The 13,334-nt window shown below is 72.7% G+C and carries 12 protein-coding genes; 7 read left to right on the top strand and 5 right to left on the bottom strand.

Going from position 1 to position 13,334, the window contains the following annotated elements:
- The first annotated feature begins 48 nt into the window (after positions 1 to 48).
- Positions 49 to 642, top strand: coding sequence for a GNAT family N-acetyltransferase (locus tag ACIGFK_RS00755; RefSeq protein WP_376655985.1), 594 nt, complete (start codon positions 49 to 51; stop codon positions 640 to 642).
- A 34-nt stretch (positions 643 to 676) separates the two neighbouring features.
- Here ACIGFK_RS00755 and ACIGFK_RS00750 read toward each other — a convergent pair whose 3' ends face one another.
- Positions 677 to 2,305: a carboxylesterase/lipase family protein gene (locus ACIGFK_RS00750; RefSeq protein WP_376655986.1), complete on the bottom strand. Its 1,629-nt coding sequence runs from the start codon at positions 2,303 to 2,305 to the stop codon at positions 677 to 679.
- Positions 2,306 to 2,612: 307 nt separating this feature from the next.
- Between ACIGFK_RS00750 and ACIGFK_RS00745 the strand changes: the two genes are divergently transcribed.
- From ACIGFK_RS00745 to ACIGFK_RS00720, 6 genes are all read left to right on the top strand, one after another.
- A complete protein-coding gene (locus ACIGFK_RS00745) occupies positions 2,613 to 3,785 on the top strand; it encodes an ABC transporter substrate-binding protein (protein WP_376655987.1) in 1,173 nt (390 codons plus the stop codon).
- A 1-nt stretch (position 3,786) separates the two neighbouring features.
- The gene (locus ACIGFK_RS00740; RefSeq protein ID WP_376655988.1) at positions 3,787 to 4,665 is read left to right on the top strand and encodes a branched-chain amino acid ABC transporter permease; all 879 of its coding nucleotides are present in this window, start codon (positions 3,787 to 3,789) and stop codon (positions 4,663 to 4,665) included.
- Positions 4,662 to 5,654, top strand: a complete 993-nt coding sequence (locus tag ACIGFK_RS00735; protein WP_376655989.1) for a branched-chain amino acid ABC transporter permease — start codon at positions 4,662 to 4,664, stop codon at positions 5,652 to 5,654. Before ACIGFK_RS00740 ends, ACIGFK_RS00735 begins: the two co-directional genes overlap by 4 nt.
- Positions 5,651 to 6,448 carry an ABC transporter ATP-binding protein gene (locus ACIGFK_RS00730; protein WP_400050065.1) on the top strand — a complete coding sequence of 266 codons (798 nt, stop codon included), beginning with the start codon at positions 5,651 to 5,653 and terminating at the stop codon, positions 6,446 to 6,448. Before ACIGFK_RS00735 ends, ACIGFK_RS00730 begins: the two co-directional genes overlap by 4 nt.
- Positions 6,445 to 7,152: an ABC transporter ATP-binding protein gene (locus ACIGFK_RS00725; RefSeq protein WP_400050064.1), complete on the top strand. Its 708-nt coding sequence runs from the start codon at positions 6,445 to 6,447 to the stop codon at positions 7,150 to 7,152. The genes ACIGFK_RS00730 and ACIGFK_RS00725 overlap by 4 nt, the downstream gene beginning before the upstream one ends.
- Positions 7,153 to 7,259: 107 nt before the next feature.
- The gene (locus ACIGFK_RS00720; RefSeq protein ID WP_376655992.1) at positions 7,260 to 8,048 is read left to right on the top strand and encodes a crotonase/enoyl-CoA hydratase family protein; all 789 of its coding nucleotides are present in this window, start codon (positions 7,260 to 7,262) and stop codon (positions 8,046 to 8,048) included.
- Between the two features lie 75 nt (positions 8,049 to 8,123).
- Here ACIGFK_RS00720 and ACIGFK_RS00715 read toward each other — a convergent pair whose 3' ends face one another.
- Genes ACIGFK_RS00715 through ACIGFK_RS00700 form a run of 4 tightly spaced genes read right to left on the bottom strand, consistent with a single transcriptional unit; the run spans position 8,124 to position 13,313 of the window.
- Positions 8,124 to 10,034, bottom strand: a complete 1,911-nt coding sequence (locus ACIGFK_RS00715; protein WP_400050063.1) for a beta-galactosidase — start codon at positions 10,032 to 10,034, stop codon at positions 8,124 to 8,126.
- Complete coding sequence (locus tag ACIGFK_RS00710) at positions 10,031 to 11,068, bottom strand: zinc-binding dehydrogenase (protein ID WP_376655994.1); 1,038 nt, start codon at positions 11,066 to 11,068, stop codon at positions 10,031 to 10,033. The genes ACIGFK_RS00715 and ACIGFK_RS00710 overlap by 4 nt, the downstream gene beginning before the upstream one ends.
- Positions 11,065 to 12,048, bottom strand: a complete 984-nt coding sequence (locus ACIGFK_RS00705) for an inositol monophosphatase family protein (RefSeq protein WP_376655995.1) — start codon at positions 12,046 to 12,048, stop codon at positions 11,065 to 11,067. The genes ACIGFK_RS00710 and ACIGFK_RS00705 overlap by 4 nt, the downstream gene beginning before the upstream one ends.
- A complete protein-coding gene (locus ACIGFK_RS00700) occupies positions 12,045 to 13,313 on the bottom strand; it encodes an aspartate aminotransferase family protein (RefSeq protein WP_376655996.1) in 1,269 nt (422 codons plus the stop codon). The genes ACIGFK_RS00705 and ACIGFK_RS00700 overlap by 4 nt, the downstream gene beginning before the upstream one ends.
- Between the last annotated feature and the right edge of the window lie 21 nt (positions 13,314 to 13,334).

The raw sequence follows: 13,334 nt of genomic DNA, 5'->3' as shown, positions 1-13,334 counted from the left end.
GGTGGCCGGATGACGGGGACCGCACGGTCGTGGGTCGGGGGATGGGCCGTGGCCCGGAGGCTGCCCGAGCCGGTGGAGGTGCCCTGGGGACTGCGGATCGAGGTCGGGCAGCCGGCCCAGGCCGTCCGGCACGTCCTGCTCGATCCCGACGCCGCACTCGCCCACGGGCTCATCGGGACGGTCACCGAGCCCGCCACGTGGATCAAGGCGTTCCTCCCCACGGACGAGATGGAGCCCTGGTTCCCGTCCGCATGGGAGCCCGCCGACCCCTGCTTCCTGATGACCGCCGATCTGCGCCCCTCGCGGGTGCAGCCGCCCGACGGCTACACCGTCACCGTCGAGACCGCCGACGGCGTCACCGACGTGCGCGTCCTGGGCGCCGACGGGGAGCTCGCCGCGGTGGGCCTGACCGGTCTGGCCGACGGCGCCTGCGTCTTCGACCAGATCGTCACCGAACCGGCCCACCGGCGCCGCGGCCTCGGGACGGTGGTGATGGCCGCTCTCGCCGATGCGGCCGTCGAGAGCGGGGTGTCCGCGGGCATCCTGGGCGCGACCGTCCAGGGCCGGGCGCTCTACGAAGCGCTCGGCTGGAAGGTCCTCTCACCGTTGAACGGATTCGTCTACCGGCCCGTCCCCTCGTGACCCCCTGCCCGCAGGCTTCTGCGGCGCGGGCGCGTCACCGACCCGCAGGGTGGTGCAGACGCCGCCAGTAGCCGGCGAGGTCGCCGACGGCGCTCGTGACCGAGTCGAGGGCCATCGTCGTGCGGGAGTCCTGGTCGTAGCGGTCCCATCGCGGCATCGGGTGGTGGTTGGGGTCGCCGGTGCGGATGAAGGAGATCCAGGCCGCGTGCATGGTCGAGGCGAGACCGTCGCGGACCCGTGGGGGCAGCCCGGCGAGGAACGGCGCGCCCGACCACTTGTCGAAGTTGTCGAACACGAACGGCAGTTCCAGGCAGTGGGCGGCCGCGAGCCGGCCCTCGTGCGCGGGCGTCGGCAGGTTGAACTGGTACGCCCAGACCGGACGTCCGCGCGCCGCCCGCCGTTCGGCCAGCGCCACGGCCGGCATCCGGAACAGGTCGTCGGTGACCAGGTCCATCAGCACGTCCACCGGGCGGGCGCCCGGCCGGGCCTCCTCGTAGGCGGTGTACGCCTGCTCCGCCCGGTTCCCGAAGGTGTCCCGGGCCCTGGCGACCACCTGCTCCCGGGTCGCGGCGGCGTACGGCTCGCTCAGCGCGAAGGCGAAGTTGGCCTCCTCCCTGGTCCAGCCGATGAGGACGTCGATGTCCGCGCCGGCACCGCTGAGGAGCAGGTCGGCGGGGTCGCGGTCCAGGGTGACGCCGTCGAGCACCGGTAGGAACGGGGTCGACCAGTAGCCCCACCGCCCGGTGCGCCCGAACATCTCGAAGGTGGCGGCGACCAGGCGGGGCCAGGGCACGGCCCGCAGTTCCGCCACGTTCCCGACCTGCAGGATGTCCAGGTAGGCGGCCGTGCGCCGGAGCGATTCCGCACGGGTGGGGAGCTGCAGACCGAGGGGCGGGCTCTGGAGGATGGCGCGCCGGAACAGCGGGCGCCCCTTGGGCCGGACGCCGGCCAGGGCGGCGACGGAGAAGGCGCCGCCGGACTGGCCGGCGACGGTGATGTCGTCCGGGTCGCCGCCGAACGCGGCGATGTTGTCCCGTACCCACTGCAGCGCGGCGAGCTGGTCGGTGAGCCAGAAGTTCCCGCCGGCCCCGTCCTCGCCGAAGTAGAGGTAACCCAGCGGTCCCAGGCGGTAGTTGACGGTCACGACGACGAGGTCGCCGTTGCGTGCGAAGGTCTCGCCGGAGTAGTTCGGCAGCGAGCCGGATCCGGAGACGAAGCCGCCGCCGTGGATCCACACCATCACCGGCCGCCGGGCGCCGTCGGCCTTGGGGGTCCACACGTTGAGCGTGAGGCAGTCCTCGTCGAACGGGGGCGAGCCGTGGGTGCCGAGCACCGCGTCGCCCCCCTCCCGGTAGGGCTGGGGCGCACTCGGGCCGAAGGCGGTCGCGTCGCGCGTGCCCTGCCATCCGGGGTGGGGCCGGGCCGGCCGCCATCGCAGGGCGCCGACCGGCGGCGCCGCGTACGGCACGCCCTTGAACACGGAGAGACCGCCTTCCGTCCCTCCGCGCAGCCGCCCCGAGGGCAGGTCGACGACGGGCGGGGGCTCGTCGGCGCGCGGGGCGGCCTGGGCCGTCCCCGTTGCGGGCAGTCCGGCGAGCAGTGTCGCGCCTGCCAGCACTCCACCGTTCCTGAGGACCGTACGGCGTGATGGATCGTCGGTCATGGCTTCACTCCCTGACTGGGCGGGCCCGTCACCGGAAACAGGCATGGCGGGAAAATGACGAGGGTCAGTATTGCGACATGCCCGGACCCGGGGTCAAGGGGTCCGGCCGCCGCGGCGACGATTATCTTGCGAACTCTTGACGGGCGTCGCAAAACCGCGATAGACACGTGTCACTTCGGTAGGCGGTCAGGCCGGTTCACGCCTGGGACCCCGCCCCCTCTCCGCCCGGGACCCCCACGGCAGTCCCCTCGGCGACATCCCGCAACATCCCGTCCCCCAGGGCCGGTCGACTACGTACGGAGTTTCCATGGCAGCTCGGTTTCGTCCCGTTGGTCCGGTCGCCGTATCGGCGGCCCTCCTGCTGGCCACGGCATGTGGTGGCGCCGCCCTCGGTACCGGCGGCGGCAAGAAGGACGGGCCCGTGAAGATCGGGCTCCTCGTCCCGCAGTCGGGGACCTACAAGGCGCTCGGCGACGACATGAAGCAGGGCTTCGAGCTCTACGTCGCCCGGCACGGCGGCCGGCTCGGGGGCCGCGACGTCGAGATCGTGGTCGCCGACGAGGGGGAGACGGCCGACTCGGGCAAGGCGGCGGCCGAGAAGCTCGTCAAGCAGGACGGGGTGCTGGCCGTGAGCGGCGTGGTGAGCTCCGCGACCATCAACGGGGTCAAGGACCTGTTCGAGACCGCCAAGGTCCCCCTCGTCGGCTCGAACGCCTCGCCCACGACGCTGACCGGAACCACGTACGTCTGGCGGACCTCGTACGTCAACGACGAACCCGGCAAGGCCCTCGGCAAGCACGTGGCGGAGCAGGCAGGCGGCCCCGTCTTCCTGATCGCCGCCGGATACCAGGCGGGCAAGGACGAGGTGGAGGGCTTCAAGTCCACCTTCCTCCCGGCGGGCGGCAGGATCGCGGGGGAGGAGGTCTACACGCCGTTCCCCGGGACCAAGAACTTCCAGCCGTACCTCGCCCAGATCGAGAAGTCGGGCGCGAAGGCCGTCTTCTGCTTCTACGCCGGCGGTGCGGCCGTCGACTTCGTCAAGCAGTACCGGGACTTCGGACTGGCCGGCAGGATCCCGCTCTACGCGCCCGGCTTCCTCACCGAGGGCGGCGTGCTCAAGGGCCAGGGCGATGCGGCCACCGGCATCCTCACCGCGCTCAACTACAGCGCCGACCTGGACAACGCGGCCAACAAGCAGTTCGCACCGGCCTACACGTCCGCCTACGGGTCCGCTCCGACCACCTACGCGATGGCCTCCTGGGACGCGGCGCAGGTCCTCGACCGGGCGATCAAGGCGGCCGGTCCCGAGGTGACCTCACAGTCGGTCAACGCCGCCATCGCCGGGGTGGGGGACATCGACAGCCCGCGCGGCACCTGGCGGTTCAACAGCGGCGGCACGCCCGTCCAGCCCTGGTACCTGCGCGAGGTCAAGCAGGGCGCCAACACCGTCAGCTCCGAACTCGGCAGACTGGGCGGCTGACATGACCGCATGGTTGGACGGCAACTTCGTCAGCGTCATCGACGGCGTCGCCTTCGGTCTGCTGCTGTTCACGATCGCGGTCGGGCTCTCCCTGGTCTTCGGCATGATGGACGTGCTCAACCTGGCCCACGGCACGCTCTACCTCGCCGGGGCCTACGTCGCCCACGCACTGTCCGGCGGGAGCCTCACGGGTCTGCTCCTCGCCCTGCTCGCCGGCGCCCTCGCGGGCAGCGCGGGCGGGGCGGCCCTGACCTTCCTCACCCAGCCGCTGGCCCGGCGCGGCCACCTCGACCAGGCCGTGCTCACCCTCGGCATCACCTTCATCGGCGCCGACCTCCTCACCGCGGCCTTCGGCGGGGAGGTGCTGCCCACCGACCCGCCGAAGGCCCTGCGCGGGACGCTGGACCTCGCCGGCCACGCCTACCCGGTCTACCGGCTCGTGTTCATCGGCGTCGCGGCCGGCCTCGCGCTCCTCGTGTACCTCGTCTTCGAACGCAGCCCCCTCGGAGCTCTCGTACGGGCCACCGTCGCCGACCGGGACATGGTCCGCGCGCTCGGCGTCGACGTCCGCAAGGTGCTCTACGGGGTCTTCGCGGCGGGCGCGGCCCTCGCGGCGGCAGGCGGTGTCCTCGGAGCGCCGATCCTCGGCCCCGGGCCGGGAGTCGACGAGACCGTACTGGTCCTCTCGCTCGTCGTCGTGGTCGTCGGCGGCCTCGGATCGGTGCGCGGAGCCCTCGCCGGAGCCCTCCTCATCGGCCAGGTGCAGACCCTCGGGGTGGCGCTGCTCCCGGAGTACGCCCCCTTCCTCCTGTTCGGCACCATGCTGCTCGTGCTCGTGGTCCGCCCGAACGGCCTCGTCCCGGCGGCGGTGCGTGCATGAGCCGGTCCACCGCCGCCCACCGGACGACACGCAGGCCGGCCGTGACCGCGGCCGCGGGCGCCCTCGCCCTGCTCCCGCTCGTCCTGGCCCCCTTCGTCCTCGGCCCGTACGCCGTCGGCACCCTGTCGCGGATCCTGGTGTTCGCCCTGCTCGCCGTGAGCGTGAACCTGCTCACCGGTCTGACGGGCCTGCCCACCCTCGGCCAGTCGGCCCACTTCGGCGTCGGCGCCTACGCGGCGGCGATCGCCGCGACGGCACTCACCGGCATCGGAGTGCTCCAACTCCTCATCGCCGCCGCGGCCTCCGCCCTCGTGGCAGTGCCGACGGGATGGCTCGCGGTACGGGCACGGGGCGTGGTGTTCCTGATGCTGACGCTGGCCATCGGCGAGATCGTCTACAGCGCCGCCGTCAACTGGAAACCGGTGACGAACGGCACCGACGGGATGTCGGGCATCCCGCCCGTCGTACCGCTGCCCGGGATGCCCGCCCTGGAGCTCGACGGGCTGGTCTACTTCTACGTCCTGGCCGTGTTCCTGCTGCTCCTCGTGGCCGTCTCCCGGCTCGGCTCGACACCGTTCGCCCTCGCCCTGCGCGGAATCCGCGACAACGAGCCCCGGATGCGGGCGATCGGCTACCCCACCCGGCGGTACGCCCTCGCCGTGTACTGCACGGCCGCGGCACTGGCCGGGGCCGCCGGGTCCCTGTGGGTCTCGGTCCAGCGGTTCGTCTCGCCCGGCGACGCCGGCTTCGAGACCGCCGCCCTGGCGCTGCTCGCCGTCGTCATCGGAGGCTCCGGCTCGACGTGGGGGGCCTGCGCCGGCGCCGCGCTGGTCTGGCTCACCCGCGACTACCTCGGCAACCTCGAGGCCGTCGCCGGACATGGGCCCCTGCTGCTCGGCGTGCTCTTCGTCGTCGCCGTGTACACGCTGCCCGGCGGGCTGGCCGGCGTACGCATCCCGTTCAAGCGCATCCGGAAGAGGCCGGCGTGACAGCTCTCGATCCACTGGAACTGCGCCGGGTCTCACGGCACTTCGGCTCCTTCCGGGCCCTGGACGAGGTCGACCTCACGGTGCGGCCGGGCGCCCGGCACGCGGTCATCGGCCCGAACGGCGCGGGCAAGTCGACACTCTTCGGCCTGATCTCGGGAACGCTCCCCGCCACCGCCGGAACCATCCTCGTCGACGGGCAGGACGTCACCCGGCTGCCCGTGGAACGCCGCGTGGGGCTCGGCGTCGCGGCGACGTTCCAGCACTCCAGTCTCTTCATGCGCGAGACGGTGCTGGAGAACGTGCTGCTCGCAGTGGAGCGCCGGGCCGCCACCGAGACCGGAGCCGGGCTCGGGGCCCGGCTCGGGCTCGGGCTCGGCCGGCGGCGCAGGGCCGCCGCCCGGCATGCGGCGATCGCCCGGGCGGACGAGCTGCTCGCCCGGGTGGGCCTGCCCGCCCGGCACGACGTCACGGCGTCCGCGCTCTCGCACGGCGAGCGGCGCCAGCTGGAGGTGGCCGTGGCCCTGGGCACCCGGCCCCGCCTGCTGCTCCTGGACGAGCCCGCCGCCGGCATGTCGCCGGCGGAGACCGCGCGGCTCACCGAACTGATCGCGGACCTGCCCCGGGAGGTGACCGTCCTCCTCGTCGAACACGACCTCGACATGGTCTTCGAGCTCGCCGACACGGTGACGGTCATGCACCTCGGCAGGCACCTGATGACCGGCTCCCCGGACGAGGTGCGGGCCTCCGACGACGTCCAGACCGCCTATCTCGGCACCATGGAGGCCACCCCGTGAACCCGTTCTTCCGCATCCGTGCACTGCGCTCCGGATATGCCGGGGGCGTCGTCCTCGGCGGTGTCGACCTGGACCTCGCCGCAGGCGAGACCGTCGCCCTCCTGGGACGGAACGGCGTCGGGAAGACCACGCTCGTCTCGACCGTCATGGGGCTCGTCCGGCCCTACGAAGGCAGCGTCACCCTCGACGGCCGGGAGATCGCCGGATCCCGCGTCGACGCGATCGCCCGGGCCGGCGTCGGCGTCGTGCCCCAGGGACGCAGGGTCTTCGCGCCGCTCACCGTCGACGAACACCTCACGATCGCCTCCCGCCGCCCGGCGCGCGGGCCCTGGACCAGGGCCCGCGTACTCGACCTGCTGCCACGGCTGGGGGAGCGGCTCGGGCACCGCGGCGACCAGCTCTCCGGAGGCGAACAGCAGATGCTCGCGATCGCCCGGGCCCTGCTGGGCAATCCCCGGCTGCTGCTGCTCGACGAGCCGTCCGACGGCCTCGCGCCCGCGATCGTCTCCCAGGTGGGCGAGGTCATCCGCGAGGTGGGCGCGCAGGGCATGTCGGTCGTCCTCGTCGAACAGAACCTGGGACTCGCCCTCTCCGCCGCCCGGACCGTGGCCGTCATGAGCAAGGGAGCCATCGTCCACCGGGCCGACCGCGCCGCAATCGCCTCCCGTCCCGACGAGCTGAGGCGCCTGCTCGGCGTCGACTGACGTTCCGGGTACGCAGTCCCACTCGTGCCGCCCCGGTGATTGCTGCAGAGTGGTCCGCTGCACCACCCCGCGCATCCGACAGCAGCACCGGACCCTGGAGTCACGCCGTGGCCACGCCCTCCGAACCGTCCGCCGTCCGGATCGAACGCGACGGCCCCGTCCGTACGGTGGTCCTCAGCCGCCCCGGGGTCCGCAACGCGGTCGACGGCCCGACGGCGGCCCGGCTCGCCGACGCCTTCCGCGCGTTCGAGGAGGACGAGGACGCGTCCGTCGCCGTGCTGTGGGGCGAGGGCGGCACGTTCTGCGCCGGCGCCGACCTCAAGGCCCTCGGCACCGACCGCGGCAACCGCGTGGAGGCCGGGGGCGACGGGCCGATGGGCCCCACGCGGATGCACCTGACCAAACCGGTCATCGCCGCGATCAGCGGCCACGCGGTGGCGGGCGGACTCGAACTGGCCCTGTGGTGCGACCTGAGGGTGGCGGAGGAGGACGCCACGTTCGGCGTGTTCTGCCGCCGCTGGGGCGTACCGCTCATCGACGGCGGCACGGTGCGGCTGCCGCGCCTGATCGGCGAGAGCCGGGCGATGGACCTGATCCTCACCGGCCGCCCGGTGACCGCCGCCGAGGCCCACGGGATCGGCCTCGTCAACCGCCTCGTACCGCCCGGGGAAGCCCGCCGCGCGGCGGAGCTCCTCGCCCACGAGATCGCCGGCTTCCCGCAGCTGTGTCTGCGGCACGACCGGCTCTCCGTACGGGAGCAGCACGGCCTGGGCGAGCGGGAGGCCCTGGCCGCCGAGTACCGGCACGGCCTCGTCCCGCTCACCGCGGGGGAGACCCGGTCGGGCGCGGACCGCTTCGCGAACGGCGCCGGCCGGCACGGCTCCTTCACCGACTGACCGGCTGACCGGCACGTCGTACGAGCGGGCGGCGGGAGGCGCGCTGTCAGGTGCGCTCTCCCGCCGCCCGCGTTCTCAGGAGGCCCGGACGCGCAGGGCGTCGGCCTGTTCGCCGTCCCAGGTGAGGGCGACGGGGGTGGTGGACGGCGGCTCGGGGGTGGCCAGCCATCCCAGGAGTTCGCCGTCGCGGCTGACGGTCACGGCGGCGGACCCGGCGGGCAGCTCCAGGGCCCAGCCGCCGCCGGCACCGGTGACCCGGTCCTCGCCGTCGGCCGGGTTGAAGGCGCCGAGGATGCGGATGCCCCCGGGCCCGGAGCGGCTCAGTACGCGCGCCCTGCCGTGCGCCGTCGTCCAGCGCGGCGCGTCCGCGGCGGGCAGCGCCGCGGCGAACGAGGCGACGAAGGCCGCGACCGACCCGTGGGCGGACTCCCCGGCGGGGAGCGTCAGCTCACCGGGGCCGTCGGAGCCGTCGGGGTGGCCCGCGCGCAGCACGGCGACGGGCAGCCCGCTACCGCCCTCGCCCTGTCCCGGAGGTGCGTCGAGCCAGGCCGGGGCGATCAGCAGGCCGGAGCCGGCCAGCTGCTCGTGCACCGCGTCGGCGAGTTCGGCGAGGACGGTACGGCCGGTGCGCTGCCAGGCTCCCGCCTCCGGCAGGGTCCGGTCGACGAGGACCACCGCGTCGGCGTCCGGGGTGCCGGCGAGCAGCACGTCGCCGAACCGGTCGAGGAAGGCGGCGAGCAGGCGCAGGCCTTCCGCGTTGGCCTGGTGGGTGCCGGACTCGGCGAGCGGCGCCCCGGGGCTGTACGGCGGCGCGTGGAGGGCCGGATCGACGCCCTCGGAGCGCAGTCCGTCGGGGTCCATGTCCACCAGGGCGCCCCAGTTGTCCGTGGCGCAGGCGGTGTAGACGCTGACGGTGGTGGAGCCCAGCAGGAGGGCCAGCAGGGCGTTGAAGACGGGCGTGGCCGGCCGGGCGAACGCCGCGTCGGTCCAGGTGAACCCCCAGTTGGCCTCGACGACATCGGTGCCGCCGAGCAGGATCCCGGTCAGGTGGGAGCCGAACGCGGTCGTGTCGCGTGCCGGATTGCCGACCCACTCGGTGTGCCCGATCAGGTGCGCCGAGCCCTGTACGGCGTGCTGCCGTGACGCCCAGGCGTCCAGGGCGGCGCGCGGTGCGGCGGTACCGGTCAGGGGCACGTTGGCCAGCCGGACCGGGCCCTCCGGGAACAGTGCGGAGATCCAGTCCCACAGGCCGACGATGGCGTGCCCGGACCACCGGGACCACAGCTGCCGCAGCGCGCTGGTCCACCGGGCGACGTCGTCGGCGGTCTGCGCGGCCTCGTCGTGCAGGCCGCGTCCGGCCAGCCAGCGGGCGAAGGCCTCGCGGGCGGCCGGCGAGGCGTCCTGGGCGTCCACGGGGAGGTGGGCGTCCCCCGCGGTGCCCTCGTTGCCGAGCTGGAGGGCGACCACGGGGCCGTCGGGGGCGGCGGCCCCGGCGACGACCTCGTCGGCGACGGCCTTCAGCCAGGTCCGCGTCTCGGCCTGCACCACCGGGTCGAGGAGGCTGGGCAGCGGCCGGCCCTGGGAGGTGAGGACACTGCCGTCCAGGCCGCGGTACGGAGTGTGCTCCGGGCCGCACAGCCGGTCGGGCAGCCCGCCGAGCTGGACCTCCGCATGGATGAACGGGCCGGGTTTGAGCAGGACGCGCAGTCCGGCCCGCTCCGCCAGCTCCAGCAGGCCGACCACGTCGCGCTGCGGGTCGGTCTTCCCGGTGAAGTCGAAGGAGCGGCCGTCGCCCTCACCGGTCTCGTGGAACCGCCACGGCAGGTAGCAGGAGACGACGTCCACGCCGAGGGCGCGCAGTTCCCGCAGGTTGGAGGCCCAGTTGGCGGGGTCGGCCCGGTAGTACGGGTACTCGCCGACGACGACGGGCCGGGTCGTGCCGGGGACCAGCGCGCCGGCCAGCCGGGTGCGCGGGGAGGGGCTCATGCGTCCGCTCCGGTGTGCGGCGGTACGAGGACCACCTTCAGTGCGGCGTACTCGGCGCCCGGGACGGCGGCCAGGGCCTTGAACGCCTCCTCGTGGTCGGCGAGGCCGAAGCGGTGGGTGACCACGCGCTCCAGCGGGAGCCGGCGGGCCAGCTCCACGGCCCTCGGGAAGATCATGCTGTTGTAGTCGCCGGCGCCGATGATCTGCAGGCCGCGCTGGAGGAGGGTGAGCGGGCGGACGGTGGCGGAGGCGTTGCTGTTGAAGCCCATCACGACGACCCGGCCGCGCAGGGCGGCGTAGCCGAGGCTCTGCTCCAGGAGGTTGCCCACGGAGTCGACGACCAGGTCGCCGCGTCCGGCGAGTTCGGGGTCGTCCGGGGTGTGGAGGCCGACGCGGCCCGCGAACTCGGGGGCGTCGAACACCTCCTGCGCGAGCCGCCGCCGGACCGGGTCGGGCTCGACGAGCAGGACGGTGGCCCCGTACAGCTGGGCGGCCATGGCGGTGACGACGCCCATCGGGCCGGCGCCGACGACCACGGCGGTCTCGCCCGGCGCCAGCCGGCCCGCCTCGATGTTGTTCAGCGCGCACGCGAGCGGCTCCACGACGACGGCGCGGTCGAAGCTCATGCCGTCGGGTATGGCGTGGCAGAACAGTTCGGGGAGGCGGATGAACTCGGCGAAGGAGCCGTCGTAGTCCAACCCGACCTCGGTGCCCGCCTTGTGGCCGCAGAAGTTCCAGTGCCCTTCGAGGCAGGTGGGGCAGGTGCCGCAGTACAGGGTGGGGTTGACGATCACCCGGTCGCCGACCGCGAAACGGGTGACGCCGGGACCGGTGGCGTCGACGACGCCGACGGCCTCGTGGCCCATCACCACGCCGGTCTCGGCGGGGAACTTGCCGACGAGCACGCTGCGGTCGGTGCCGCAGATCCCGCTCTGGGTGACGCGGATGACGACGTCGTCGGCGGCGAGCGGCTCGGGCTTGGGGTGGTCGACCAGGGCGAGCGTGCGGTCGGCGGTGAGCGTCAGGGCCTTCATGATTCCTCCCTCGCGGACGCGTTGGTACCGCGGCCGAGGTCCCAGCGGATGGATTCGAGGAGCTGCTTGTGGAGTTCGGGGGTGGCAGCGGCGATGCAGGACTTCTGGTTCATCGGGCCGAGGTCCACCAGCGAGGTGCTGCCGAGGTCGTCGCCGTAGGCGTCGGTGATGACGACGCCGGCCAGCCGGGCGAGGTACACCACGGCCGCGATGTCGTAGGGGAAGAGGTGCAGGATCGAGCCGCGGCCCACCCGCAGGAACGCCTCTTCCGTGTCGGGGTGGTCGCGCAGGACGCGGTTGCCGATGTCGGCGTAGGCGTCGAGCTGGCCGGTGATGATGCGGGAGATGGAGAAGGTGCTGCTGTTGAAGACGAAGATGCCGCCGGTGTTGGCCGACCGGTCGACGAGATGACCGTAGGCCCCGGTCATCAGGTCCATGGGGTGGCCGTTGAACTCGATCGACCAGAACATGCGGGTCAGGTCGGTGTTCCGGCTCAGCCGCGGTACGGGGGCGGGGAAGCCGCCGCTGTCGAGTCCGCCGGCCTCGTCCCCGTAGAGCCACGCACCGCTCTTGATCTCCACCAGGCAGGCGGCGTCGACGTCGGCGAGGGTGGGCGCTCCGTCGCCGTAGGGGGCGGCCGCGATGGACACCATGCCCATCTCGAGTCCGGCCGATGTGGGGCGGGTGCCGTCGATCGGGTCGACGACGAGGAGGATCTGCGGATCGGGCGCGAGCTCGACGTAGCAGCCGTCCTCGGTGTACAGGGCGGTCGGTACGCCGGCATGGGCGCGGAGGTAGTCCAGTACGGCCTTCTCTGCCACCTCGTCGACGTCGAACTGGGCGTCGCCGCCGGGGGAGTCGCCGTGGACCCGGCGCTCGCGGCCGTGGGCCTCGTAGGCCAGCAGCTCGGAGCGGACGTGCTGCCCGAGGGAGGTGAGGAGCTGCTTCATCGGGTTGGTGACCCGGTCCGAGGCGGTCATCGGGCCAGCTCCGCCAGGAAGAGGTTCTCCAGCTTGTCGCAGATCTCCTCGGCCTGGTCCATGGTGAGGATCAGCGGCGGACGGATCTTGAGGACGTTGCCGTAGCCGTAGCGCGAGGTGCGCAGGATCAGACCGTGCTCCATGGCCTTGGCGGCCAGGTGGTTGGTGAGCTTCACGGCCGGCTTGCCGTCCGACTCGGCGATCTCGAAACCGATCATGAGGCCGACGCCGCGGACGTCCACGATGGCGGGGTACCGGCGCTTCATGTCGTGGAGGCGTTCCATGATGAAGTCGCCGGTCCGTGTGACATTGGCCAGGAACTCCGGCTGCCGCACGATGTCGAGGGTGACGTTCGCCGCTGCGGCGGCCAGCAGGTTGGCGCCGTAGGTGAAGGAATGGTGGCTGGCGGGAAGGCCGGCGAGGCGCTCGTTGGTCAGGATCGCCGCCACCTGGGCACCCGATCCGCCGAGGCCCTTGGCCGTGGTGATGGCATCGGGCTCGACGTCGAAGTACTGGGCCGCGAACATGTGGCCGGTGCGGCCGATGCCGGTCTGGATCTCGTCGAAGACGAGGGCGATGTTCTGCTCGTCGCAGAAGGCCCGCAGCTTCTGCATGTAGCCGTCCGGGGGCACGATGTTGCCGCCGTTCCCGGAAATCGGCTCGATGAGGACGGCGGCGACGCGGCCGGAACTCGCGTAGTCGACGAAGTCCTCGAGCCGGTCCACGCACATCATCCCGCACGAATCCTTCTGCTGCCCGTAGAAGCAGCGGAAGCAGTACGGGTCGGGCACCTGGAGGCTGCCGGGGAAGAGGTTGGGGAACGGCTCGCGGCGGAACGAGTTCCCCGACATCGACGTCATCATCATCGTCTGTCCCACGTGACTGCGGAACAGCGTGATGACTTCCGATTTCCCGGTGGCTAACTGGGCCATCTTGATGGCGCCCTCGTTGGCGGCGGAACCGCCCGACACCTTGGGGTGCACCTTGGTCAGGCCGGCCGGGGACACCTCCACCAGCCGCTGGACCAGGCCGTTGACCGGGTCGCTCTGGTAGGAGGAGGTGATGTGGACCACCTTGTCGAGCTGGTCCTTCATGGCGGCTATGACGGCCGGATGGGAATAGCCCAGGCTCAGGTTGAACGTCGCCGAAGCGCAGTCGAGGTAGCTGTTGCCGTCCTCGTCGTAGAGGTAGACACCCTCACCCCGCGCCATCTTGAAATCGCTGACGGGGTAATAGATGTGCTCGGTGACATCCTTGGTTTCCATGGTTCTCTCTCACACGGTTCG

It is taken from the genome of Streptomyces sp. NPDC085524, assembly GCF_044541755.1.
Lineage (GTDB): Bacteria > Actinomycetota > Actinomycetes > Streptomycetales > Streptomycetaceae > Streptomyces.
Note: the sequence above shows the minus strand (reverse complement) of the source record. Positions and strands in the feature narration are given on the sequence as shown.

Bases quoted from the DNA above. Each gene is read 5' to 3' on its own strand.
- ACIGFK_RS00750 (WP_376655986.1), bottom strand. From the start codon at position 2,305: ATGACCGACGATCCATCACGCCGTACGGTCCTCAGGAACGGTGGAGTG.
- ACIGFK_RS00745 (WP_376655987.1), top strand. From the start codon at position 2,613: ATGGCAGCTCGGTTTCGTCCCGTTGGTCCGGTCGCCGTATCGGCGGCC.
- ACIGFK_RS00740 (WP_376655988.1), top strand. From the start codon at position 3,787: ATGACCGCATGGTTGGACGGCAACTTCGTCAGCGTCATCGACGGCGTC.
- ACIGFK_RS00735 (WP_376655989.1), top strand. From the start codon at position 4,662: ATGAGCCGGTCCACCGCCGCCCACCGGACGACACGCAGGCCGGCCGTG.
- ACIGFK_RS00715 (WP_400050063.1), bottom strand. From the start codon at position 10,034: ATGAGCCCCTCCCCGCGCACCCGGCTGGCCGGCGCGCTGGTCCCCGGC.
- ACIGFK_RS00710 (WP_376655994.1), bottom strand. From the start codon at position 11,068: ATGAAGGCCCTGACGCTCACCGCCGACCGCACGCTCGCCCTGGTCGAC.
- ACIGFK_RS00705 (WP_376655995.1), bottom strand. From the start codon at position 12,048: ATGACCGCCTCGGACCGGGTCACCAACCCGATGAAGCAGCTCCTCACC.
- ACIGFK_RS00700 (WP_376655996.1), bottom strand. From the start codon at position 13,313: ATGGAAACCAAGGATGTCACCGAGCACATCTATTACCCCGTCAGCGAT.